The organism is Kineothrix alysoides, from assembly GCF_000732725.1.
GTDB lineage: Bacteria > Bacillota > Clostridia > Lachnospirales > Lachnospiraceae > Kineothrix > Kineothrix alysoides.
Map to the genome: position 1 here is coordinate 1,087,916 of NZ_JPNB01000002.1, position 25,752 is coordinate 1,113,667.

Annotated in this window: 18 protein-coding genes; 16 read left to right on the forward strand and 2 right to left on the reverse strand. The window is 39.1% G+C overall.

Annotation, left to right across the window (positions count from 1 at the left end):
* Window positions 1-14 precede the first annotated feature (14 nt).
* Window positions 15-1,430 carry a hypothetical protein gene (locus tag CC90_RS0115955; protein ID WP_031391737.1) on the reverse strand — a complete coding sequence of 472 codons (1,416 nt, stop codon included), beginning with the start codon at window positions 1,428-1,430 and terminating at the stop codon, window positions 15-17.
* Window positions 1,431-1,791: 361 nt separating this feature from the next.
* Here CC90_RS0115955 and CC90_RS0115960 point away from each other — a divergent pair, with 361 nt between their 5' ends.
* The 6 genes from CC90_RS0115960 to CC90_RS0115990 all read left to right on the forward strand — a co-directional run bounded on the left by CC90_RS0115960 (window position 1,792) and on the right by CC90_RS0115990 (window position 12,265).
* Window positions 1,792-7,536, forward strand: coding sequence for a DUF7601 domain-containing protein (locus CC90_RS0115960; RefSeq protein WP_031391738.1), 5,745 nt, complete (start codon window positions 1,792-1,794; stop codon window positions 7,534-7,536).
* Window positions 7,514-8,329 carry a class B sortase gene (gene srtB, locus CC90_RS0115965; protein WP_132038539.1) on the forward strand — a complete coding sequence of 272 codons (816 nt, stop codon included), beginning with the start codon at window positions 7,514-7,516 and terminating at the stop codon, window positions 8,327-8,329. The genes CC90_RS0115960 and srtB overlap by 23 nt, the downstream gene beginning before the upstream one ends.
* Before the next feature lie 386 nt (window positions 8,330-8,715).
* A complete protein-coding gene (locus CC90_RS0115970; protein WP_031391740.1) occupies window positions 8,716-9,675 on the forward strand; it encodes a phosphotransferase family protein in 960 nt (319 codons plus the stop codon).
* A 38-nt stretch (window positions 9,676-9,713) separates the two neighbouring features.
* A complete protein-coding gene (locus CC90_RS0115975) occupies window positions 9,714-9,944 on the forward strand; it encodes a hypothetical protein (RefSeq protein WP_031391741.1) in 231 nt (76 codons plus the stop codon).
* Window positions 9,917-10,294: a DUF2085 domain-containing protein gene (locus CC90_RS0115980; RefSeq protein ID WP_031391742.1), complete on the forward strand. Its 378-nt coding sequence runs from the start codon at window positions 9,917-9,919 to the stop codon at window positions 10,292-10,294. Before CC90_RS0115975 ends, CC90_RS0115980 begins: the two co-directional genes overlap by 28 nt.
* Window positions 10,295-10,738: 444 nt before the next feature.
* Window positions 10,739-12,265, forward strand: coding sequence for a glycoside hydrolase family 43 protein (locus tag CC90_RS0115990; RefSeq protein ID WP_031391744.1), 1,527 nt, complete (start codon window positions 10,739-10,741; stop codon window positions 12,263-12,265).
* An 87-nt stretch (window positions 12,266-12,352) separates the two neighbouring features.
* On the opposite strand, the gene CC90_RS0115995 is transcribed toward CC90_RS0115990, so the two are convergent.
* Window positions 12,353-13,213 carry a helix-turn-helix domain-containing protein gene (locus CC90_RS0115995; protein ID WP_031391745.1) on the reverse strand — a complete coding sequence of 287 codons (861 nt, stop codon included), beginning with the start codon at window positions 13,211-13,213 and terminating at the stop codon, window positions 12,353-12,355.
* A gap of 360 nt (window positions 13,214-13,573) precedes the next feature.
* Here CC90_RS0115995 and CC90_RS0116000 point away from each other — a divergent pair, with 360 nt between their 5' ends.
* The 10 genes from CC90_RS0116000 (at window position 13,574) to CC90_RS0116045 (ending at window position 25,744) form a co-directional block, all read left to right on the forward strand.
* Complete coding sequence (locus tag CC90_RS0116000) at window positions 13,574-14,965, forward strand: ABC transporter substrate-binding protein (RefSeq protein WP_031391746.1); 1,392 nt, start codon at window positions 13,574-13,576, stop codon at window positions 14,963-14,965.
* Between the two features lie 86 nt (window positions 14,966-15,051).
* Window positions 15,052-15,939 carry a carbohydrate ABC transporter permease gene (locus tag CC90_RS0116005; RefSeq protein ID WP_031391747.1) on the forward strand — a complete coding sequence of 296 codons (888 nt, stop codon included), beginning with the start codon at window positions 15,052-15,054 and terminating at the stop codon, window positions 15,937-15,939.
* A gap of 12 nt (window positions 15,940-15,951) precedes the next feature.
* Complete coding sequence (locus CC90_RS0116010) at window positions 15,952-16,794, forward strand: carbohydrate ABC transporter permease (protein ID WP_035315782.1); 843 nt, start codon at window positions 15,952-15,954, stop codon at window positions 16,792-16,794.
* A gap of 36 nt (window positions 16,795-16,830) precedes the next feature.
* The gene (locus CC90_RS0116015) at window positions 16,831-18,936 is read left to right on the forward strand and encodes a glycoside hydrolase family 3 C-terminal domain-containing protein (protein WP_031391749.1); all 2,106 of its coding nucleotides are present in this window, start codon (window positions 16,831-16,833) and stop codon (window positions 18,934-18,936) included.
* Window positions 18,937-19,681: 745 nt separating this feature from the next.
* Window positions 19,682-19,987 (forward strand): hypothetical protein, encoded by a 306-nt coding sequence (locus CC90_RS0116020; RefSeq protein WP_031391750.1) that lies wholly within the window; start codon window positions 19,682-19,684, stop codon window positions 19,985-19,987.
* 77 nt (window positions 19,988-20,064) lie between these two features.
* The gene (locus CC90_RS0116025; RefSeq protein ID WP_031391751.1) at window positions 20,065-21,030 is read left to right on the forward strand and encodes a carbohydrate kinase family protein; all 966 of its coding nucleotides are present in this window, start codon (window positions 20,065-20,067) and stop codon (window positions 21,028-21,030) included.
* Between the two features lie 37 nt (window positions 21,031-21,067).
* Window positions 21,068-23,182 carry a glycogen debranching protein GlgX gene (gene glgX, locus CC90_RS0116030; RefSeq protein ID WP_031391752.1) on the forward strand — a complete coding sequence of 705 codons (2,115 nt, stop codon included), beginning with the start codon at window positions 21,068-21,070 and terminating at the stop codon, window positions 23,180-23,182.
* A gap of 459 nt (window positions 23,183-23,641) precedes the next feature.
* Window positions 23,642-23,917, forward strand: a complete 276-nt coding sequence (locus CC90_RS0116035; protein WP_031391753.1) for a nucleoside triphosphate pyrophosphohydrolase family protein — start codon at window positions 23,642-23,644, stop codon at window positions 23,915-23,917.
* A gap of 167 nt (window positions 23,918-24,084) precedes the next feature.
* Window positions 24,085-24,714: a CPBP family intramembrane glutamic endopeptidase gene (locus CC90_RS0116040; RefSeq protein WP_031391754.1), complete on the forward strand. Its 630-nt coding sequence runs from the start codon at window positions 24,085-24,087 to the stop codon at window positions 24,712-24,714.
* Between the two features lie 136 nt (window positions 24,715-24,850).
* Entirely contained in the window at window positions 24,851-25,744 is an 894-nt protein-coding gene (locus tag CC90_RS0116045) for a S1 RNA-binding domain-containing protein (protein WP_031391755.1), read from the forward strand.
* The last annotated feature ends 8 nt before the right edge of the window (window positions 25,745-25,752 follow it).

The window sequence follows — 25,752 nt, forward strand, 5'->3', positions numbered from 1 at the left end:
TGTTTATATATCAATTAGTGAATATGATCTATTAGTTCTTGCTGATAAGCATTCCATAGTTCTGTGGAGAAATCCATGGATAATTCACTACTTTTAATCATTTCATCATATAAGATATCATTAATTTTATTTGTTCCGAAAAAATGCATTATCTCCCTTTCATATGTATCGCTTATTACATATGCCAGACTGAACTCTTCAAAGCAAAATATAACCATATTCGATAAATCGCTGTTAATGATTTTCATTTTATTATAGCTTCCTTCTTTTAAATAGGAATCGAATCGCTGCAAATATGGTATTCTCTTATTGGGCGGGAAATAAAAAGTGCCTATAAAGGGAACGATCACTTTTCCCATAGATATAAATTTATCCATAGAAGTACTGGATACTGAGTAATTAGTATTGTTAGACATAGCATCATCAAACAATTTCTTAAGATTATTTTTAAGGGTTTTATCTCCATTTAAAGTATCTAACTCTTCATTTGTTAACATATATCCGAAAGAAGTAAAGTTATAAACACTTTTAAGCTTCTTATCCGCTAATTTATCAAAAAAATCAGGATTATCTTCTAAAAATGTAATAATTTCTTCTTTTTCATAACTGATTTTTCTCGCGTCCCTCTTCATAAGAATATTATAGAAAACTGCAATATAACTCTTATTATAAACGGCAGTTAAAATCGGAGTTCCATCTATCTGAGCATTAAAGAACATCAAAATATTACCCTTTAAAAGTAAGAAAGGAGAAATGTCCTGAGATGTCTCCCAAAGGTTAATCTGAAAATGCTTCTGGTATTTAACAATCAGTGAAAGAATACTGTCAAAGCTTATAGTGCCGGGATTCTTTTGTTCGAGTTCGTTTAAAAAATTTTTATTGTAAAAGAAATTAAATATGATATTTTTAAATCCATCTTTCCCTATGAGTACCATTTTCTGGAATATCTTTGTATATGAGGAGTCTAGTAAGGGAATGGAGAAATAAATTTCTAATGGATTATTGGAATTGCTTGTAACATAATCCGATAAAAGGATGCAGAGAAGACCTAAAACCGGCCTTTTGCCAATATAATACTGTCCTCTCTCAGAACAATCTAAATTGATGTTAATTTCTTCCGTGAAGGCCCCGTCTAACGCATATTCAATAGCATAGGATAAGAAAGACTGCAAGTCATCCTGAGATTCAAAATCATAAATTACCGGGAAGATATTTTCAAATTTCCAATAGCAACCGGGAGAATAAATATTTTGTGCAAAATATTCGGAAGCCAGCTTGGTAAAAATTTTTCTATCCTTAATGGTAGGAATACCTTTTTCTGTAAGAATCTTACTAAGACCACTTGGAGTCATATTCATGTGAAGTGCGAAATCTGTCTTTTGTTTTTTGGCAATGACAATAAGTTCTTTTAATAGAAAACTGATTTTCATAAGTAATACCACACTTTCCCTTCATGTGTATGAAAAGCACACTTTTGTTTTATCCTGCATTTTTATTTCATTTTAACACAAAAACATATTAATTTACCATCGATTTAAAAAATATTTAGAATATTTTTCTGTTAGGTAACATAATTCGACTATTTTTTTGAATTATTTTCAAGTTTATTTCTGAGTTATTCTATATACTTTAAAGTAAAAGAAAATGATAATAATTACTATCATTATAATTGATATTATTGATAATAATTATCACTTATAGATCATCATCTAAATATTATCTTTTGTCTTGTAAAAGATTTACATAATATTTTACTAAAAAATTACAAAACGTTAGAGTGAGGAAAAAGAAATGGATCTATTCAAAATGAGAATGAAAAAAAAGTTTTTAAGGGGGATTTCTTGGACACTTTTTTTGGTATTAATAAGCACTAATACTGTATTTGGAACTAATTCTTTGACGGCATATGCGCAGGAAGTTTCTGCTAATTCTGCTATAGCTGAGATAACTGGGGAAAGTCAGGATTCTCTAACCGGAGAAAGTACAGAGAACACTTTGGATGGCGTGACTGATGCTGGTATTATCGATGGAGGAGCTGACAGTGGTGAGGGTATTACTGGTGAGAGCATTGAAGAAAGTACTGGGATTAATGAAACTGACAGTGAGGCAGTTTTAGGGACTTTTGGAGCTGATGCAATGCTGTTGGGAGATTTAGAAGGCAGAGTTACACCGCAGGAAGTAGATTTTTTAACTTTTAGTGCAGCAATTCAGCAAAAATTTGATGATGTTTATAAAGATATTGAAGGTACAAGTATTGATCCTATAGATTCGGAACGTGATTTGTATATAAAAGTTTCTTTTAATTTGCCAGTAATAAATGATTTTCCAACCCCTACGGATTATGTTATTAGAGGTGATTGGGCAGATTTTGAAGTAAGTTCTGGTTTTGGATTAGTATTAAATACTCCAATAACATTAAAGGTTAAAGATACCAATATTAAAGTTGGAGTTCTTACATTTACAGAAAATGAAATTGAAAATAATGGAGGAAAAACTTATAAAGTTAAAGCACATATAGAGTTTAATGGCGATGTGTTTGATGATATTAATTCTACTCTTAATAATATTAATTGTTCATTTGATGCACAATTGAAGTACACCGGAAATATAGCAGATAACGATGGTATCGTAGAAAGTGCATCTATTCTTCAAAAAAGTGTTGATGTATATACGCCGGCTCCCCCTATAACATATTCTGTTGCAAAAAGTGGAGTATTAAATTTAGCAGAAAAAAAGGTCAATTGGACAGTAATAGTTGATGCTCAACAAATGGGAAGTACTAGTATTAGTTTAGGTGGATTTAAATTTGAAGATGAAGTTAATAATAGTTCGACAAATCTTGGTAAATATATATCTGGTACATTTGATGTAGATAATGATTTAGATGTAGGTAATAATTTATTAGGAACTTTAACTGGAAATGATAACAAAATAAGTTATGTATTTTCAGATAGTGCAATAGCTCCACAAACAATTACTTTTTCAACAGATATTCCAGAAAGTCTATATTATGGTGCACCTGGAGAAAAAAATATTACAAATACAGCAAAGTTATATGAAAAAGAAATTGATACAACACCTATAGTTACCGCGAATAATAATGCGAGTCCTGTAAAGTTTACTACTCCAAAATGGGTCAGTAAATCAGGTTTACAGACAAATGGAAGTACTACAGGTAGTACTACTCAAAATCCAAACAATCGTCAAATTACATGGACTATTGAAGCTAATGAAATAGGAGCATCACTTAATAATTTTCAAATTATTGATTCTTTACCGGCTGGTTTAGATTTTATATCGGCAACTTTAGAAAAATGGGATAAAGATACAAGTTCATATGTTTCTCAAGGTGTTATTAATCCAACGGATAGTAATTCTGTTTATTCTATGGGAAAAATAGATACAAAAGTACGATTAACCATTGTTAGTGAAGTAAATACTGGTGAAACTATTGTAACAGAGACAAAAAAGTTCACAAATAGCGCAAGTATTAAATGGGATAATTCTGCCAGTCCTTCTTATCCGGCATATCCTACCAATACAAGTAGTGCTGTAGGATTAAAAACGAGTAATGTTTCAATTGATGTTGGATATGATGCCATTACAAAGACAGGAAAGAAAATTGATACTAAGACACGAATAGCTGAATGGGAAATTAAAGTAGAATCAAGAGGTCAAAGTTCCCTTGATAATTTAGTTGTATATGATCTCTTAGTTTATGCTGATAGTGGAAGTGGATTTAATATAAATGATTCTTCTCTTTCAGGATTTCCTTCTGGTGTTGATAGAGATAAAATTAGTATCCAGTATAATCAAAAATATAACGGAGTATTTAATGATTTAAACCATACAGGAGTTGCCTTAACACCTGTTCCAATAATAAAAAATGGAGAAACTGTTGCTGATTTACTTGTATTTGATAATTTTTTAGATGGTATCTCAGAAGACAGTAATAAATTTAGTTTCGAGACTCTCATATTAAATCCGGATATTTATGCCAATAATGGTATTGGTGGTACTGGTGAAACCAAAGTATATAATACGGCAGATTTATTTAATGGTACTACATATATTGATGAAAGCGGGGATGATCTTTCTTATACTAGTAATATTTTAAGGAAAGAGATGATCAAAAGTGGAAATACAACTGTAATTACAGATCCTCTCGATATTGCAAAGGCTAATAGTAAAACTACAAATGCAGCAGAAGGTTTCAATTATATAGATAAGTCAGTAATCTATCGTCTTGTTGTCAATGCGGATGGAATAAATTGGCCAAGTGCTACTGATGGAAGCTTAACTGCATTAGGTGATGTTACAGTTACGGATACTTTGCCGGTAAACTGGAGTTTTACTAAGTTTGAAAATGGAAAAGATTTTTTAATTTTTGAAGCAGATAATAACGGAAATGCAATAGGTACAGTTCTTGATTCTGTAAGTGGATTGAGTCCGAGTATAGCAGGTGATACTGCAGCTTTCACTTTTAGTTCATTAGATAAGGCTTATGTTATTTTAGTAAAAGCAAAGCCTTCTGATGATACTATTCATGAATATTTTAGTTCGAATAAGAAGACAGAAAATATTGAAAATAAAGTAAATTTCAAAGCGGTCTCTTGGACCCCTGGAGTATTTACATCTATAAAATTATCTGTTGAAAGCAAAATTTTATATAAAGAAAAGGATGTTCCAGAAAATGGAATATTACGTTGGACGGTAGAATATAAGCCTTATGGCTTAGCAGCTGGAACAAAAATTGTAGATACGCTTTCTGAAGGTATTGATTTACGTACGAATTCAAAAGGAGAGTTATTACTGAAAGATAGTGATAATAATGACAATATAAAAGCTATTGAATTAATACTGAATGCTGACGGTAAATATTCAGATGGAAGTATAGTTACACTTACAACTGGAATTGGCGGTAATATTTCATATAATAATACAAGCCGTCAATTAACTTTTATTATTCCAGATAAAACAAAGGCATATAGACTTACTTATCTGACCGATTTAACAGGAGATAGTGGTAAGGAAGTTGAAAATCTAGTAAGCTTGTACGATAGCGCTCCAAAGCTTAATTTAAATGCAGTGTCGTATACGATTAATAGCTTGGATGGTATCGCTACTGCTCAACGCAGTGGCTACATAGATATTTTAAAGAGAGATGGTTCCAGCCCATTGGCTGGAGCAGAGTTTACTCTTTTTGCAGAAGATAATATAACAGTTATACGTAAAGGTGTAAGTGATTCAAACGGTAAGATAAGATTAAAAGTGATTCCTGACGGAAATTATTTTTTAAGGGAAACAATAGCCCCTACGAAAGCCCCTGATGGAAGTACTGCGACTTACGCGTTAGAAGGAATCATCCATAAGGTTACAGTTAAGACAGAAGGTTTAGCGGTAACTACTACCATTGATGGAAAAACAGGAGTATTAGAAGTTCAAAATTATCCATTAAATGAAGTTGGAGATTTAACTTTAACGAAAACAATTGCAGGCAATGCAAATGAAGTGGATAAGGATTTCGAATTTAAGATAGTACTTGATAATCCTAACACATCTTTAGACGGTAAGTCTTTCTCATATACTATAAATGGCGTTGTCGCCAGTGATAAAATTACTGGAGATAGTATAGGAAGTACGATTTTGCTCAAACATGGGGATATTTTATTTATTCCTAATTTGCTAAAAGATACAAATTATACTATAACAGAAACAGATTATTCCTCAGAATCATATTCTACTCATAATAATAAAGGGATAGGCAGAGTTGCGACTGGTACGATTAAAGAACAAGAAAGTCAAGACGTTATATTTACTAATACAAAATATAAGCCGGGAAGCTTAGTTATCAGCAAGACAGTAATGGGAAATGGAGGAGAAACAGGAAAAGCATTTGATTTTACCATTGTGTTAAGCGATAAGAATAATGAATATACCTTTACTGGAGTTAATGGAGGACCGAGCGGAAAAATTAAAGGAGAAAAGACAATTTCTCTTAAAGATAGAGAAAGTGTTACTATTGCTGATTTACCTAATACAACAACGTATACTGTAACTGAAGCAGATTATTCTGCCCAAGGTTATATCACAGAATACTCGGATGATAAAAATGGAAAAACCTCAGTTGTTGAATTAAGCGATACAGGTCAAATACCAACAGATGAAGGCGTTTCTGTATCTTTTGTCAATACGAAAAATGTAGGAAGTCTCTCCATAAGCAAAACAGTAGATGGAAACGGGGGAAATAAGAGTAAGGAGTTTGAATTTACTGTTACTTTCAGCGACAATAAAACCTATTCCTATATGGGAACTGGCGTAAGTGATGGAACAATAAAAAGCGGTGACAAAATTAAGCTTGCTGATGGACAATCCATAGAGATTACCGGAATCCTGGAGGGTACCACATATATTGTAAAGGAAACAGATTATTCTTCTGAAGGATATACGATGAAATCCACTGGAGAAACGGGAACGATTTCTAAAAATACCGTTAGTGCAGCACAATTTACCAACACGAAAAATGTAGGAAGTCTCTCCATAAGCAAAACAGTGGAAGGAAACGCAGGAGATAAGAGCAAAGAGTTTGAATTTACTGTTACCTTCAGCGACAACAAAACCTATTCCTATAAGGGAACCGGCGTAAGTGATGGAACGATAAAAAGCGGCGATGTAATCAAGCTTGCTGATGGACAATCCATAGAAATTACCGGAATCCTGGAAGACACCACTTATACGGTAAAAGAAGAAGACTATTCTTCTGAAGGATATGTAACAAAATCTACCGGCGAGACCGGAACGATTTCCAAGGATACTGCCAGCATAGCACAGTTTACCAATACGAAAAATAACGGCAATCTGGCGATAAGTAAATCAGTGGAAGGAAACAGAGGCGACAAGAATAAGAAATTTGAATTTACGGTTACTTTCAATACAAATAATACCTATTCCTATACAGGTACAGGTGTGGATGATGGAACAATAACGAATGGTGATGTAATTGAACTTGCTAACGGCCAATCCATAGAAATCACCGGAATTTTGGAAGGTACTACATATACCGTAGAGGAAAAAGATTATTCTTCCCAAGGGTATGTGAAGAGATCTGTTGGTGAAACCGGAACGATTTCCAAGGATACTGCCAGTGTGGCACATTTTATAAATACTTATGAAGTGGATGAGCCTTATAGCAGCAGTAAGGATCCGGATGATACGGCTTCCTATAAGTCCACTCTGGTTCCTAAATATAGGATGGGAGAGGTACCCAATCCTAACGGAAAGGATGCTCCTGTTAAGATCATTCTGGTGGATAAGGACGGTAATGTACTTGGGACCTACACAAGGGTGCAAAATGCCGATGGTACTTATTCCTATGTGGATGAAAACGGCGTGGCATTGTCAGCGTCTTCCATTGCTAAGACAGGGGACAATATGCCTTTGATTCCAATTATTGTTGTTACGCTAATTGCGGTTGTCGGAGCGGTAGTGCTCTTTTTATACAAAAGAAAAATTTTTGGCTATTACTATGATTCATAAGTACAAAAGATGTAAAAAAAGTACAAAAGAAAAAGCGATTGACCTATGTATCGGAATTCTCTGTACAATTGTCGTTGCAGGATGTTTGAGTGTTGGAATTTATTTCTACTCTCTCTCCTATGACGCCGGAGAATTTCATAGATTGATTGAAACAGCCGAAGACAGGAATACGGCTTTCGCGGATTTATCCGGGGATATGCCTCCTGCCGCGGCAGAAAGTGAACGTTTTATTGATTTAACGGCGTTGCAGCAGGAAAACAGCGATATTGTGGGTTGGATTACAATTCAGGACACAATGATAGACTATCCGGTAATGTATACGCCGAAAGACGGAGAATATTATTTGCATAGAAATTTTATGCAGAAATATTCGTTGTCAGGGGTGCCTTTTATAGACGCAGCCTGTTCCGTCACCCCACGCTCCGACAACGTAATCGTTTATGGCCATAATATGAAAAACGGCTCCATGTTTTCAGGCCTTCTATCCTATCAGGATGAAACGTATTGGAGAGCGCATAAAAAAATCCTCTTTTATACATCCGAAGAGGTGCAGGAATATGAAATACTGGCGGCTTTTCTTATAGATGCCGCCGATGCTTCACAAGTAGAGAAATATTTTTCCGTGAATTTCTCCGGGGAGAAGGAATTTGACAGTTATATCGAAGCAGTAAAGAAGAAATCCTTTTACCGGACCGAAGTAGACGTGCAGTACGGCGATGGACTTCTTACCCTCTCCACCTGCTCTTATCAAATAACAGACGGAAGATTTCTCGTAATAGCTAAGCAAAATTAAGAAATTAGGTTAAGAAATTAAGTTAAAAAATGGATGAAGTAATTGAAGTTACTATTCCGCCTTCTATATCGTGATATAACGTGAAGTCAAAATTGCGTATCTATGCAATCTAGCGAGGGCTGAAGGTGCCAAAATACAATTTTATCGTATTATATTTGTATATATGTTGAAGTTTAGCCGAAATCTGAACTGTAATTAATTGAATTAGAAATAGCTGATTTGAACTTTTACGAGGGATCAAATCAGTTATTTTTTTGCGGTATCGGACACCAGAATAAAAGATAAGGTATGAAAGCTACAGATGATATGATAAAATAACTCTAAAATAAATTTTACATAAACTGATATAGTTTCTAAGTATAATCATACCGTTATAGGAGATAAAGATGCCGGTTAGTATAACGAAAAACAAAGTAAGCGAGCAGTGCATTGAGCAGATGGTTTGTAAAGCCTTTCCGCAGGAAAAGATAAAGAATATTATAGAATTGACGGAAGGCTTTTTCAATGTCGCATTTCAGGTCAGCTTGGAGAAAAGGGACGTCATATTGAAGATTGCACCTCCTCCGGATGCGATTGTAATGACGCATGAAAAAGATATTATGCAAAGTGAAGTGCGCGCGATGAAAATGATAGAGGAGCAATCCATTGTTCCCGTTCCACGGGTATTATTTTATGATAGAGGGCGTGAAATATGTAAAAGCGACTATTTCTTTATGGAGAAGCTGGAAGGCAGCAGCTTTTCAAACATTGCCGACAAGATAGCGCAGGAGGAAAAGGATAAGGTTTTCTTTCAAATGGGAAAATACACGAAAGCGATTAACAGTATTGAAAATGATATCTTCGGCTATTTCGGGCAAAAAGAAAAACAAGGCTCTAATTGGTATGAAGTATTCCGCTCCATGGTGATGGACACCTATTCCGATGCAAAACGCAAGAATATTTCCATACCCGTTTCCGAGGAACAAATATTATCCATGCTAAAGGCAGACAAAGAAATATTTGAAGAAGTGAAGAAAGCGAAGTTTGTCCACTGGGATATATGGGCTGGAAACGTATTCGTAGAAAATAAAACGGTAACTGGGATCATCGATTTCGAAAGGTGCTTATGGGCCGATGAACTTATGGAGGTGGGATTTAGAACCTATGGGTTGGAAAAAGCCTTTTTTAAGGGATATGGAATCGAAGAGTTAAGTGATAAACAGTTAAAAAGGGCAAAGTGGTACGATATCTATTTGTTCTTAATTGCCTGTCTGGAATGTGACTACAGGATGTACGATAACAAAGGAATGTATGAGTGGGGAAGCGAAATGCTTAAGAAGAGCATCCATGAAAAAAGTAGATGGTAAAATTGATTCAAAGGAAAAAGAAGAGGAGAAGGTAAATTATGGTTTGTCCAAAATGCGGAAGCAATCATGTGAACACACAGACGGTAACGGATACGGAAGTGACGGAGAAGACGAAGGGGTTCGGATGTATAAAGGCATGTATCGGCTTTTTAATCTTTAACGTATGGGGAATCCTTTGCGGACTGTGCGGGATGGGAAAAGGAAAGAGAACGACGAGAACAAAATCGAAGGTAGTAAATGTATGTCAAGACTGCGGCAATCGTTTTTAGAAATCATCAGGACGCTTGGAAATGAAAGCGGATGTCACCAGATGCCGGAAAGGAGCTTTTTTTATAAGGATAAGCAGTTTCCGGTTTGTGCCAGATGCACAGGTGTATTTATTGGCCATTCTCTTGCTGTTGTATTATTTTTTATGAAAAAGCAAATTTCCTTTAGGAAGTGCTGTATCCTAATGGGAATTATGGGCGCAGATTGGTGTATACAAGAAGTAGGGCTGGAAGAGTCCACCAACGGAAGGAGATTGATAACCGGTTTCCTTGGTGGACTGGGTTTGTTCAGCATATATAGTATTATAATCAGAAAAGCAATCAGCCTTTTGTCCGGAAAGAGTCTGCAATAAAACTGCAGAGTATGGAAAAGGTTTTAAAAGCAACTTTCGTTGGGGATATTTATCCTACATATTCTTCCTGTGGAAAGAAAATAAATTATCTAAATATCTGCTTGAACATCATTGATTTCCCTTTATCTATATGCTTAATTCCAGGCATACAGCAGGAAAATAAAATTTCCTGCATAATTCGTGAAATTTTCAAAAGTGTAATTCTAATATTTTTTACTCTGATTTTTCTATAGAAATCTTTTTTCCGATTCTCCATAATCTTTTCAATAAAAAGACAAATCCTTCTTTAAAAAAACAATAATTGAGAGAAGCAAAGCAAGAATTACATAGTAAAGCAACAATTGATAAATTATAATGATTTTAAGAAAAACATGATAAAGATTCGTAAATGAAATAGTGTTTGGCAAAAATAAAAAATAATAAAATGTTGGATTGGAGGCAGATATGGGAAGTGTTCGTAATCCGTTATTGGAGGGATTTTATCCGGATCCGTCGATTTGCAGATCCGGGGAAGATTACTATATTGTAAATTCTACGTTTTCTTATGCGCCGGGAGTTCCTGTTTTTCATAGTAAGGATTTGGTGCATTGGGAGCAGATCGGACACGTGCTGGTGCGTGAAGAACAGCTTCCCTTAAAAGGGGCGGGAATGTCCCAGGGAATTTATGCGCCGTGTATCAGGTATCATAAGGGTATATTTTATATGATTACAACAAACGTGTCGGGAGGGGGAAATTTTTATGTGACGGCCAAGAATCCAGAAGGGCCTTGGTCCGACCCTGTTTATTTGAAGGATGCGCCGGGAATCGACCCCAGCTTGTATTTTGAAGGAGAGGATTGCTATTATATCGGGCAGCGTGGTAAAACGGATTCCAAATATTACGGCGATTGTGAAATATGGATACAGAAACTGGATCTGAGCAAGGGGGAACTGACAGGAGAAGTCCATGTAGTGTGGGATGGAGCCATAAAAAATGCTATTTGGGCCGAAGGTCCTCATTTGTATAAAAAAGGGGATTATTATTATGTGCTTATAGCCGAAGGCGGAACCAGTTATGAGCATAGTATTTGCTTCGCAAGGAGTAAGAATATATTTGGTCCTTATAAGGCCTGCCCTTACAATCCCATACTTACCCATAGGCATCTCGGACATAATGTCAAAGTGCAGAATGTAGGTCATGGGGATATCGTTGAGACGCCGGAGGGGCTTTGGTATATTGTTATGCTGGGAACCAGGCCGGAAGAAGGATATGCACCCCTTGGCAGGGAAACCTTTTTAGCCGAACTCGTATGGGAGAACGATTGGCCAATCGTTAATCCGGGGGAAGGTAAGCTGAAGGAGATTCAAGAGGTTCCTTCTGCTTGGGAAAGTGAAGTAAACGCTCTTGGCAATAGAGGAAATATCGAATGGGGAGATTCTCTAGATCATAGATGCGTCTTTTTTCGTTTCCCGGAGAAGGACATGTATCGAATAGAAGAGGGTGGAAAACTTGCTCTTAAGATCCTTTCTCAAAATATATATGATGAACTGTCACCTGCTTATATCGGAGTAAGGGTTATTTCTAAAGACTTTTCCATAGAAACGACGATGGAATTTACTCCTTACAGCATGCAAGAAGCGGGGTTGGTCTACTTATACGATGAAAAGAACTATGTACGTTTTACTGTAACTGCTTCGGATACCGCTGTTAATGGAAGTAAGATAAGAATCATAAAGACGGAAAGAGAAAAAGAAACCGTCTTATTCGAGGAGGAGGCAGCTGCAGATTGCTATAGACTGAAAATGCACGTAAAGGGACTTTCGCTGGCTTGTATGGCGGAGGGAAGAATATTGCAAAGCACTGATATCCGCGGTCTTACTTCGGAAGTTGCCGGAGGTTTTGTGGGCTGTACTATGGGCGTTTATGCGACGTCCAATCACGATGTTCATAATGGCGGTTATGCCCGCTTTACAAAATTAATTCTCACGTAGACAGCGAGCCGGGTATGAATGCTGCATGTCTATTGGAAGACTATCTGTGGGCCAAATATCCTGCAGCTTGCTGCGAGACATTTGGCTTTATGAAATAGTATACATGCTTCTGAACTCCGTAGGCGTACAGTTCTTAATGATTTTGAACATTCTGATAAAGGAAGAGAGGCTTGAGAATCCTGAGTTCAAAGCAACGTCTGTTATTGTATATTCAGGATTTGCAAGAAGCTTTTCTGCCGTAGCGATTCTTTTCTGGTTCAGATATTTATAGAAGGACACGTTGGTAAATTGTTTAAACAGCCTTGTGAAGTGAAATTTAGAGAAACCGGCAAGGCTGGCCGCATCGTCCAGAGTTAGGTTTTCCGTGCAGTGGGTGCTTATGTAATCACATATATACATAAATTTTTCGGTATATTCCTGTTGCTTATTGTTCGTAACATCAAATGTTTTTCTATTTTCCGTGTAGCTGCGTCCGATCAAAATGAGAATGGAAAGCAGTTTGCCGTAAATAGCGGCCTCTGAAAGAGGAGTGTTCTTCAGATATTCATCTCTGATTTCCAATAACAAAGCCTGAATTTGAGGATGAATCTGAGGATACTCTTCCGGGGTTATGATAATGACGGGGGACAATATGGATAGAACAGTTTCCAATTCTCTTATTTCACGAAGGACTGATATGTCCGGCTGAAAAATAATTCTTCTGCCCTTTTTGGGTGCATATAAAGTATGCAGGCAGCAGGGACAGATGAGAATAATATCATTTTCCCGCAGTAAGAAGGTATGCTCGCAGCATACGACCGTATATTCGCTTTCTGTAGGCATAATAATCTCCAGAGGCGTATGCCAGTGAGGCGGATAATCTTCATATTTATCGTTATCATAAAGCCTCAAATTCGTATTTTCTTTAAAATTTACAGTTTCAAAGATACCTTTTAAATTCTCGATCATATCGGTCACTTCCCTTACTAATAAAGTAAAAAGTAAATAATAATGTATATAACAATTATTATGAGTTAATTATTGCCAAATTATAAATAAAAAACACCTAATGATTTAATAAAATAGTAGCAATACAAGACAAAAAAGTAAATATATTAAATTCATAATTAACTTTATTTGTTAAATATGTTGTAAAATTGATCATTATTATAGTATGTTTTGACAATAATTATAATTTTAATATAACTAAAATAGCAATAATTAATAATTATAAGGCAATTATTCGAAAGAAAGAGTAAAAGCAGTATGTTATTTTAAATTTATAAAGTTATGAAGCTGCTAAACAGTATAAATAGGGAGGTAAAGTAAATGAAGAAAAAATTATTGTCATTGTTACTGTCGGTTGGAATGATCACAAGTCTTTTGTCAGGATGCGGTGTGTCTACGAATACAGGAAGTGCGGCGCAGACGGAAAGCAGCAGTACGGCGGCGGCTGAGACGGGTGAGACGGCTGAGACGGAGACGAAAACGGAAACCGCTTCGACCGGAAAAGAAGTGCAGATCACATGGATGTTCTGGGATGACCTCGAGGCTACGGAAGATTTGATTACGAAAGGCTATAAGGAAGTTATCGACAGATTTAACAATGATTATGCAGGCACGTATCATGTTAACGTTATTACTACGAATCTGGAAGAGTATGATACAAAGTTAAATGCTCTCATTGCAGCAAAGGATACACCGGATTTGTTCATCTGTAACCCGGGACCTAATCTGACACAGTACGTAGATGCGGGAGTTGCGGCGGATTTGACGGATATTCTTACAAATCAGGAGAAGGATTGGTATAACAGCTTTAGCGGAGGAATCTTCGAAAGAATTACATATGACGGCAAGATAATGGCTGTTCCGACGAATTTTGCAGCGGCTTGTGTATTCTATAATACAGAGATATTCGAAGCAGCAGGTGTAAAGGCTCCTTCCACCTATGAGGAATTGCTGTCCGCATGCCAGAAGATCAAAGAGGCAGGATATACTCCTATTTCCTGTTCTGCAGGAACTGCATGGTGTCTGTCCATGGTAGCGGGTTATCTTTGTGATCGTGTCGGCGGCCCTGACAATCTTCAAAAAATTGCAGACCACCAGATGGAGTGGACGGATCCTACCTTTATCGACGCAGGCAATAAGCTGAAAGAATTGTCCCAGTATTTCCAAGCAACAGCTGCAGGTGATTCCAACGATCAGGCAACGGCAGCCTTCTATAACGGTGAAGCGGCAATGCTTATCCAAGGTTCTTGGGTTATTGGTCAGGTTAACGGAAATAATCCTGATTTTGAGCCTAAATGCGGAGTGTTCCAATTCCCGGCAGTTACTGGCGGAGCGGACCCGAACCGTATGATCGTTAAGACAGATAACCTCGTTATGAGTTCTACAACAGAGAATCCGGATGCGGTAATTGCATTGATGAAATATTTTACGGATGAAACAGCACAGAAATATACGGCGGAAATAGGCGGCAAGATTCCGGTTGTAAACAATGTGGAAATCGATTACACTAAGGCACCGGCACAGTTATCCTATGTTCAGGACATTCTTGCTAATATGACAGGTACTTTTGGATTTTACAATGAGTCCCTGGCGAGTGTGGAAGCAGGAGATGTTTTCGATAATGCCATGGTAGATATTTTCCTCGGAAATACTACTTCTGATGAAGCATTCCAGAAGGTACAGTCTTTCTACGAGAAGAATGTTTGGAAATAAAAAGTAACAAATATTAAGAAGATATACGGGGCTTGAAATTTAGTCCCGTATTCTTTTAGAAAAAGTCCCGGGAGGTGGATTCCCTAATGGAAAAGATTTTAAAAGATAAAAAAGCAATTGTTATTTTTATTGCACCCGCATTTATTTTATTTACGTTTGTTTTATTTATCCCGATTATACAGGTATTTTATTATTCCTTGTGCGACTATAACGCGCTGACGAAACCGGAATTCGTCGGCCTTAAAAATTATATTAATTTATTTACGGACGATGAAACGATGAGGACGGCTCTTAAGAATTCATTATTTTTTATGATATTTTCGGCTGTTTCACAACAGATTACCGGGTTGTTGTTAGCAGTTCTCTTAACGAACATAAAGCATGGAAGAAACTTCTTTAAGAATATTTATTACCTTCCCTGTGTTCTTTCTTCAGCAGCTTTAGGTTTGCTTTGGGCGTTCATGTTTAATCCTAAGATGGGAATCAATCAGATGCTGGCCTACTTCGGTATAGAAGGACCGATGTGGCTTTCTTCAACAAAGGGATTTATCGTTCTGCCTATGTGGGTCATCGCCTGCGTTGCGCTCTGGCAATATGTAGGAACGACGATGATGCTCTATATCGCGCAAATCAGCGGAATATCAAAGGAGTTGTACGAAGCTTCGTATATTGACGGGGCGTCCAAGGCACAGACTTTCCGTTATCTGACGCTTCCGCTTGTAAAACCGATGATGACCATATCCTTATCGCTGAATTGTATCGGTTCTCTGAAATTTTTTGATTTAGTTTATAATATGACGCAAGGCGGTCCCAATCATAGTACGGATGTACTCGCAACGCACTTATACATGCAGGGCTTCCAATACTTCAAATACGGCTATGCCAGTTCCATATCTGTCGTATTGCTGATTCTCTGTCTGATTGTGTCTTTCCTTATTAACAAATTTATTAAAGCAGAAACTTACGAAAGTTAGGGGGATGAAGGTATGATGAATAAAAGTAAAAGACCGGTCAGCCCGATTTCAATCATTATATATATTGTATTACTGTTGTTGGTCGCAGTATATTTGACGCCTCTTTTATGGATGGTAAACGTTTCGTTAAAAACAAATGCAGAAGTATTTTCTTCTCCCTTTGGAATGCCGGAAGTATTACAGCTTGGAAATTACATCTTCGCATGGACGAAGGGCTATCTGGGAAGAGCTATGTTCAATTCGCTGATCGTATGTGTAATTGCATTGATTGTCAGCATGTTTTTAGGGTCTATGGCTTCTTTTGCCATCGCGAGGATGAAATGGAAGCTGTCCGGTCTTGCAATGACCTATTTTATGATAGGAATGATGGTGCCGGTACACTGCGTATTGATTCCCCTGTTCGTACGGTTTTCCAATCTGGGGCTGACCAATTCGCTGGCGGGACTGATTTTGCCTTATATTACATTTTCTCTTCCGATGACCATATTTTTAATGGTAGGATTTTTTAAAGGAATGCCGAGAGAAATGTTTGAAGCGGCATGTATCGACGGATGTAATATTTATCAATGTTATTTTCGGATAGCGATACCTCTTTCCAAGACAGGTATGAGTGTAGCGGCACTTATGACCTTTGTAGGAAATTGGAACGAGCTTTTGCTGGCAATGGTATTTATATCCGATACGACCAAAAAAACTTTGCCGGTGACTTTAACCTATTTTGTAGGTCCATATTCGACGAATTATGTTCAGATGTTTGCGGCGGTCATTATTGCAATAGCGCCTACGATTTTAGTGTACTGTATGTTCAGCAATCAAATCGTAGATGGATTAACGGCAGGCGCGGTAAAGGGGTAATTAAAAAAGAAAAAGGTTGGAAAGGTAAGGAAAACGATGACGAGGGAAGAAGCGAAGGAGAAGGCAAAGAAGCTGGTTGCAGAAATGACGATAGAAGAGCGTGCCGGACAATTAAGATATAATGCACCAGCGATTCCGAGGTTAAATATACCTGCCTATAACTGGTGGGGCGAGGCACTGCATGGAGTGGCACGCGCCGGTACGGCGACAGTTTTCCCACAGGCGATCGGTATGGCTGCGGCCTTTGATGAAGAGCTGATATACCAAATTGCTGATTGTACGGCAACAGAAGGCAGGGCAAAATATAATGAATATTCTGCTCACGGCGACAGAGATATTTATAAAGGACTTACCTTTTGGTCACCTAATGTGAATATTTTTCGAGACCCCAGATGGGGAAGAGGACATGAGACTTACGGAGAAGATCCGTATTTGACTTCAAGGCTGGGAGTGGCTTTCGTTAAGGGGTTGCAGGGAGAGGGGGAGGTAATGAAAGCGGCGGCTTGTGCGAAACATTATGCGGTTCATTCCGGTCCTGAAGCGCTGAGGCATGAATTCAATGCTCTGGCTGCACCTAAGGATTTGGAAGAGACCTATCTCCCCGCTTTTGAAGCGCTGGTAAGGGAAGCGGGCGTGGAAGCGGTAATGGGAGCTTATAACCGTGTAAACGGAGAGCCTTGCTGCGCGAACAAGATGCTGATGCAGGATATTTTACGCGGCAAATGGGGATTCGAAGGACATTTTGTCTCAGACTGCTGGGCACTTAAAGATTTTCATGAACATCATATGGTTACATCGTCGGCGAAGGAATCTGCGGCAATGGCACTGAATACGGGCTGCGATCTCAATTGTGGAAATGTATATCTGCATATATTAAAAGCTTTTCAAGACGGGCTTGTGACGGAAGAAGCGATTACCAGGGCCGCCGTTCGATTGTTTACTACCCGTTATCTCCTCGGATTATTCGAAAAAACCGAATACGATGAAATACCGTTCGAAAAAGTGGAATGCGATGAACATCTGGCGCTTGCGGACAAAATAGCGGGGGAAAGTATCGTTATGTTGAAAAATGGTGGAATTTTACCCTTGGCTGTGGATAAGTTGAAGACCATCGGAGTAATCGGTCCCAATGCAAACAGCAGAAAAGCGTTGATTGGCAATTATCATGGAACTTCCTCGAGATATATCACGGTATTGGAGGGCATTCAGGATTATGTGAAGGATAAAGTCCGTATTCTATATTCGGAAGGCTGTCAGCTATCGGAGGACAGGACGGAAAAGCTGGCCTTTGCCAGGGATCGGCTGGCTGAGGCAGTGACTGTGGCAGAGCATAGTGATGTCGTTATTCTATGCCTTGGCTTGGACGAAACGTTAGAGGGGGAAGAAGGAGATACCGGAAACAGCTATGCTTCCGGGGATAAAGAGGATCTAAGGCTGCCAAAGCCGCAGAGGGACTTGATGGAAGCTGTGGAAAAAACAGGGAAACCGGTAGTGTTCTGCCTGATGTCAGGAAGCGCTATCGATTTAAGTTTTCCTTCCAGTCATTTTAATGCGATATTGCAATTATGGTATCCCGGCGCCCGCGGAGGAAAAAGTACTGCCGATATTATATTTGGAGAGACATCTCCTTCCGGCAAGCTTCCCGTAACTTTCTATGAAAGCGTTGAGGAGCTTCCTGAATTCACAGATTATGGCATGAAGGGAAGAACATACCGTTATATGGAGAAAAAAGCACAATTTCCGTTTGGTTTCGGGCTGACCTATGGAAAGGTGCAGGTTGTGGGAATCGAGCGAAAGAAAGCTGATAAAAACGATATATGCGTCGAGGTTACGATAATAAATCAGGGAACTGCGGATACGGACGATGTAATTCAGATTTATGCAAAAAACAGAGATTCAAAATTTGCAGTTAGAAATCCGGCCTTATGTGCTTTTAAAAGGGTGCATATAAAGGCGGGAGAAACGTTGAAACAGGAGCTGACCATCGATAGAAAGAGCTTAACCGTTGTTAACGATGAAGGAGAACGTTTTTATGACGGCAGCAACTATATTTTATATGCAGGTATGAGCCAGCCGGATGCAAGAAGCGTGGAGCTGACGGGAATAAAGCCGGTAGAATTGGAATTACACATAGAATTTTGATTAGAAAATTAATTGGAAAAGCAGTTAGCCTTCCTGATATACCGGAAAGGTTAGCTGCTTTTTTGTATCGGATAAATAATGCGCAGCTATGCGCGCGGAACAAAAGCTGTGCTGCTGAGGTACTTGGCTGCGAGAGTCTATAAAGCACACTTTTGTGTAATAGGGATAAAGCCCTATTACACAAATAATGAATGCGCAGCTATGCGCGCGGAACAAAAGCTGTGCTGCTGAGGTACTTGGCTGCGAGAGTCTATAAAGCACACTTTTGTGTAATAGGGATAAAGCCCTATTACACAAATAATGAATGCGCAGCTATGCGCGCGGAACAAAAGCTGTGCTGCTGAGGTACTTGGCTGCGAGAGTCTATAAAGCACACTTTTGTGTAATAGGGATAAGGCCCTATTACACAAATAATGAATGCGCAGCTATGCGCGCAGAACAAAAGCTGTGCTGCTGAGGTACTTGGCTGCGAGAGTCTATAAAGCACACTTTTGTTCTTTAATAGGAAAGCGCTTCTATTAAAGAAAATAGATGCTTAAAGTTATATGTAATGTGGGAAATGGTATTAAAATATAATATTTTCACGGAATATTAATAGAATAATATATTAAAAAGGATTTCAATATTTTCTAAGTCGATATATAATAAAAATATATGAAGTATATTTGGAATTTATTTGAAGCCTGTCAGGCGGAACCATTTATTATAATACACGTTTGTCATAAAACATAAGAAAGAACGGAAAATGAAAAAGCAGCTAGAGGGACAGATAAATCTCTTCGATATTTTTACTTCTGAGGAATCGGAGAAACCACAAAAATCAGAGGAAGTAAAAAAAGACGGCAAGCGATATTTCGAAGAATGTGAAATGTGCTGGTGCTCCGACTGCAGACACAATGCGGTGAACGAAGGGGTTCCGAGAGAGTTCATGGGAGAGTACAAGCCCTGTCCGTCGTGTACATTCTGCACAGACAGAGGTAAAGCAGATCCCTGTGAAATCGGTTCTTATGACAACGGGTGTAAGGTTCGTTCGGAGGAAGAAGGAATTTAGTGGAAGCGGACTGTCAGGGAGGCTTTGGAGATTTCAAAAGTTATTAAAAATGTAATGCTGCAAAAGGAGAAAGCGAAATGAAAAAGGAATTTGATGTAGTTGCATTGGGGGAATTGCTGATTGACTTTACGGATAACGGAGTAAGCGAGCAGGGAAATACAATATTCGAAGCCAACCCGGGCGGAGCTCCGTGCAATGTGCTGGCTATGCTTCAGAAATTGGGCGATCGCACTGCGTTTATCGGAAAGGTCGGAGAAGATATATTCGGAACGAAATTAAAGGGAGTTCTGGAAGAAGTAGGAATCGATACTACCGGTTTGATCGTAGATAAAGATGCAAGGACCACTCTTGCATTTGTCCAGACTTTTGAAGACGGAGACAGAGATTTTTCTTTTTACCGTAATCCCGGCGCAGATATGCTGCTGACCGAGGACGAGATAGATGAAAAGCTGATCAAGCATAGTGAAATTTTCCATTTCGGAACCTTGTCCATGACACATAAAGGGGTTCGTAAGGCGACGAAAAAGGCAATCAAGATGGCGAAGGAGCACGGCGCGCTGATTTCCTTCGATCCCAATCTGCGCCCGCCTCTTTGGGAGTCTTTGGATGAAGCCAAGGATCAGGTGGCGTATGGACTTGGGAAGTGCGATATTTTGAAAATATCCGACAACGAGATTCAGTGGTTTACCGGAGAAGAAGATTATGATAAGGGCATAGAGAAGCTGAGAAAGGAATACGACATTCCTTTGATTGTGCTGTCTATGGGAAAAGACGGAAGCAGAGTTTATTATAAGGATATCAAGGTGGATAAGCCCGCTTTTGTTCAGGAAAAGACAATAGAGACCACGGGCGCAGGAGATACCTTCGGCGGTTGTTGTTTGCACCATATATTGAAATATGGTATTGATAATCTGGATGAAGAGAAGCTGGATGAGATGCTCACCTTCGCAAACGCTGCCGCATCTATCGTTACGACGAGGAAGGGCGCTCTGCGCGTAATGCCTGCAAAGAATGAGGTAGAAGAATTTATCAGAACCTATTAAGTGTTGCTCACCGGATAATCAGGCTTGGAGGACAAGAATGGAAGAAAATAAAATTATTTCTCCGCTGAGCAGCATTCATATGGTTCCGATGGACGTAATAGACGGTTTTCAAGTGAGACCCGGAATGTACGAAGTTAACGGGGCAATGGCGATTCCCTGCGGCGTTAATTTCACAGTACATTCCTTCGGCGCCACCTCTTGTGAGTTGCTTTTGTTTAAGAGGATGGAAGAGAAGCCCTATGCGGTGTTGAGATTTCCCGAAAATTATAAGATAGGAAAAGTATACTCGATGATTGTATTCGGGCTGAAGATTGAGGAATTTGAGTATGCTTATCGCCTGGACGGCACATATGATTCTCGAAAAGGATTGCTGTTCGATAAAAATAAATGCTTGCTAGACATCTATGCAAAGGCGGTTACCGGCCAGAGCGTATGGGGAATGGAGAAAAAAGAGACGGTCTGTTACAAGGCCCGCGTAGTAAAGGATGATTTTGACTGGAGAAACAACAGGCGTCCTTTAATACCTATGGCGGATTTAATCATATATGAAATGCACATCCGGGGATTTACCTATCACAAATCTTCAGGCGTAAAATATCCGGGAACCTTTGAGGGTTTAAGAGAAAAGATACCTTACTTAAAGGAGCTTGGAATAAACGCCGTTGAGCTAATGCCTATCTTTGAATTCGACGAAATGTCCGATTACCGGGAAGTAGATGGAAAGCCGTTAGTTAATTACTGGGGATATAATACTGTCAGCTTTTTTGCTCCGAATACGAGTTATACGGGAAATATTGAGTATAACAGAGAGGGTACGGAGCTTAAGGAGCTTATAAAGGAATTGAACGACAACGGCATCGAATGCTTTCTCGATGTGGTTTTCAACCATACGGCAGAGGGTAATGAGCAGGGACCGTTTTTTTCTTTCAAGGGATTCGATAATAATATTTATTATATGCTTACCCCGGAGGGATATTACTATAATTTCAGCGGGTGCGGAAATACGCTGAATTGCAACCATCCCATCGTGCAGCAGATGATACTGGAATGCCTGCGGTATTGGGTAACGGCATATCATATCGACGGATTTCGTTTCGATTTGGCCAGCATATTAGGGCGTAACGAGGACGGCTCTCCGATGAGTAAGCCGCCTCTGCTGCAAAGTCTCGCTTTTGATCCTATTCTCGGAAATGTGAAGCTTATCGCGGAGGCGTGGGATGCGGGAGGTCTTTATCAGGTAGGCAGCTTCCCCGCATGGAACCGCTGGGCGGAGTGGAATGGCAGATATCGGGATGACATGCGCAATTTCTTAAAAGGTGATTACAGCATGGCGGATATGGCGGCGCAGCGAATCGCCGGGTCTAAAGACTTGTACCTTCCGGAATTCAGAGGAACCAATGCATCGGTAAACTTTCTGACTTGTCACGACGGCTTTACGCTATGGGATTTGTATTCCTATAATATGAAACATAATGAAGCTAACGGCTGGAATAATACGGATGGAAGCGACGATAACAGAAGCTGGAACTGCGGAGCGGAAGGTGAGACAGAGGATCACGAGATTCTCGCACTTCGAAGGAAGATGATAAAAAATGCGGCAGCAGTTCTTATGCTAAGCCGCGGAACACCGATGTTCCTGGCAGGAGACGAATTCGGGAATACTCAGTATGGGAATAATAATGCTTATTGCCAAGATAATGAGACTTCATGGCTCAACTGGGATATGTTGGAGAAGAATAGGGATATCTATGAATTTTTTAAGTATATGATTCAGTTCAGAAAGAAACATGCTGTTATTCGGAAGTTTTCCGGGCGTTGTTCCTTAAATTTTCCGGAGATTCAAGTGATGGAGCCGGAAGAGAATCTTAAGGTACTGCGTATTGTTTATGCAGGGAGAAGTGCTCAAGGCAGTATAAATGAAAAAGATGATATTGTCTGTCTGGCAATCAATGTATTCTGGGAAGAGCAGGAATTCTGGCTGCCGGGCTTAACGGCTGATATGGGGTGGTTTGTGGCTGCGGATACAGGATTGAAATATCTTGCGGATGGTATTCCTCAGTCGGAGGAGGATATGCAGGAGATAACTTGTGGAAGGATACGGATGATGCCTCGTTCGGTATGTGTGTTTGTGGCGAAAGAAGTGGGGGAGTGAATTATTATTGTGAAATGAGGTTTCGTAGAGGGGGTTGTGAGGGAAGGAAGCGTATGGAATGTGTTTCCTGCTCTGAAATGCTTAACACTACGGTGAGCCAGAGCAGGAATTTTTTCAGCAGTGGCTGAAAGAATTCCTATGTCTCGCCTTCGTAGCACTAATCGCCGGAAACACATTCCATACGCTTCCTTCCTTGCCAAGTTCTGCGAAGAATGGGAAACGGTAACGTTGTAAGATTTCGCAAGTAATAAATGGTGGGTGGTGGAGAAAGAGTGGAAGGGTTTTGCTATGGAGGGAATAGCTGTGAAGAGATTTCACTTTTAGATGTAGAAATTTAATATTACAGTAGTTTTGATATCTTAGATATTTTTTACTACTGGGAAAGAATGGTGGAGATAATTAATACCTTAGTTATCAGTTATCTGGCTCGTGCATCAAAAAAATGGAAGGAAGAAGATTATGTCATTAAATAGCTATACGGAGGAAGTTCGCGACTTTCTGCGTAAGATAAGTTCAGATAACGAAAACAATCAACAAAAAATCGAGTGGTTAAGAGAAGAATTCACGCAACTGCAATACGCTGTTGAAGGCTCGGATATGCCTAAAGTACAACATCAACTATATGATATGATGTATCTTCTATTTGAGATTGCCGCTGCCAATGATCTGGATTTAGACAGCGAATGGAAGATTGGTGCCGAGAGAAAAGCAGAAAAATATATAAAAGCAGATTGATATGATACTAATTATTTTCAGTGCCCCGTGTTTTCATGCAGGAAGTATTAAACAAAGACATGAATGTAAGAAGAGAATTAATTGACCGGCATATCGGTTCAGTCAGATTGACAGAATAGTATTTATTGAATATGTAACTATAAACTTATTATACGGTGAGGGGAAGGATGAAGGAACAGGTAAAAATTGCAATTACTCCACTTTTCATTATATTGATTGGCTTACTCACTGCGTTACTATTTAATTACTATATCGGCGCGTGGGCATTTATACCATTGGCTCTTGTATACTGGGTAGCTCTTGGTATCTTTGCTAAGGTGGATAAAATAAGCCTGAAAGGGGCCTTTGTAAAATCCGGGCAGCATCGCTGCTTTAATATTTTAGCATATATTCCTTGCATATTTTGTATCGTTGCTTTTGTGTGGGGACTTCAATTTATAACGTTTAATCCACTATATATTATACTTTCTGTGATTTTTGTTATTGTGAATCCTGTAATGGAGGAACTTTTCTGGCGGCAATATCTGTTGGAACAGCTGAAGTGGAAAAATTGGGTAAAAATTATATACAGCACTATTTTATTCTCGCTGAGCCACCCTCTTATGTGGGGTATTTTTTCTGTTACGATCAGAAGTAAGGTCATGGTTATGCCCTTACTGATTATGGGAATATTATGGGGAAGCGTATACCTGAAGACAAAAACGCTTCGTCATTGTATTATTGCCCACTCGCTTGTAGATGTTCTCAACCTTTCTGTGTGGGTATTTTTAAACATATACATACCACCTGTGGTATAGGCAATTACCTGGTTAAAAATAAAATAAAAGGAGAAAGATTATGGAAAAAGATTTACTGGAAAAAGACATGCAGGGCAAAGACATCGAAACCCCTGCGGAGCCGGCTGCAGAAAATGAAGTCGGCACTCAGGAGACGATGGAAGATTACAGCAGGGAGCTGGAGGCTTCTTTCAGGAAGATCGGGGAAGGGGAGATCATATCCGGTACGGTAATTTCTGTGGATGAGGAGGAAGTAATTCTGGATTTGAATTATTTTGCTCAAGGCGTTATTAAGGCGGAGGATATGAGCAATGATCCGAAGTTCAATATTCTGGAGGAAGTGAAGATCGGTTCGGTGATTGAGGCTACTGTAGTTAGGACGGACGATGGGGCAGGAAATATCCAGCTTTCTTGTAAGGAGGCGAAGGATATTTTATCGTGGGATATTTTGAAGCAGTATCTGGATGAGGAGAAGGAAATTGCGGTGAAGGTAAGCGAGGTGGTAAACGGCGGAGTTATCGCTTATGCAGAAGGAATTCGGGGATTTATTCCTGCTTCTCAGTTATCCCTTACTTATGTGGAGGATTTGGAGCCGTGGAAGGATAAGCAGCTTACGGTGAAGGTCATTACGGTGGATGAAGAAAAAAAGAAGCTGGTTCTGTCGGCGAAGGCGGTGGAGAAGCAGAAGGCGGAGACGGAGATTAATCATAGGATTTCTATGCTGGTGCCGGGTACGGTGCTTGAAGGAACGGTGGAATCTTTGATGCCTTACGGCGCGTTTATCGCTCTTGCAGAAGGGTTAAACGGCTTGGTGCATATTTCTCAGATTTCTGTTAAAAGGATTAAAAAGCCTTCAGAGGTGCTGACGGTAGGAGATAAGGTTAAGGTTAAAGTGCTCAACACAAATGATCATAAGATCAGTTTGAGTATAAAGGCTGTGGAAGAGGATTCCAGACCGGATGAAATGGAAGGGAAAGAAGCCGCGGAATATAGCTCTAACGAGGAAATTGGTACATCCCTTGGAGATTTGTTCAAGAAACTGAAGCTGTAAGCAAGAAC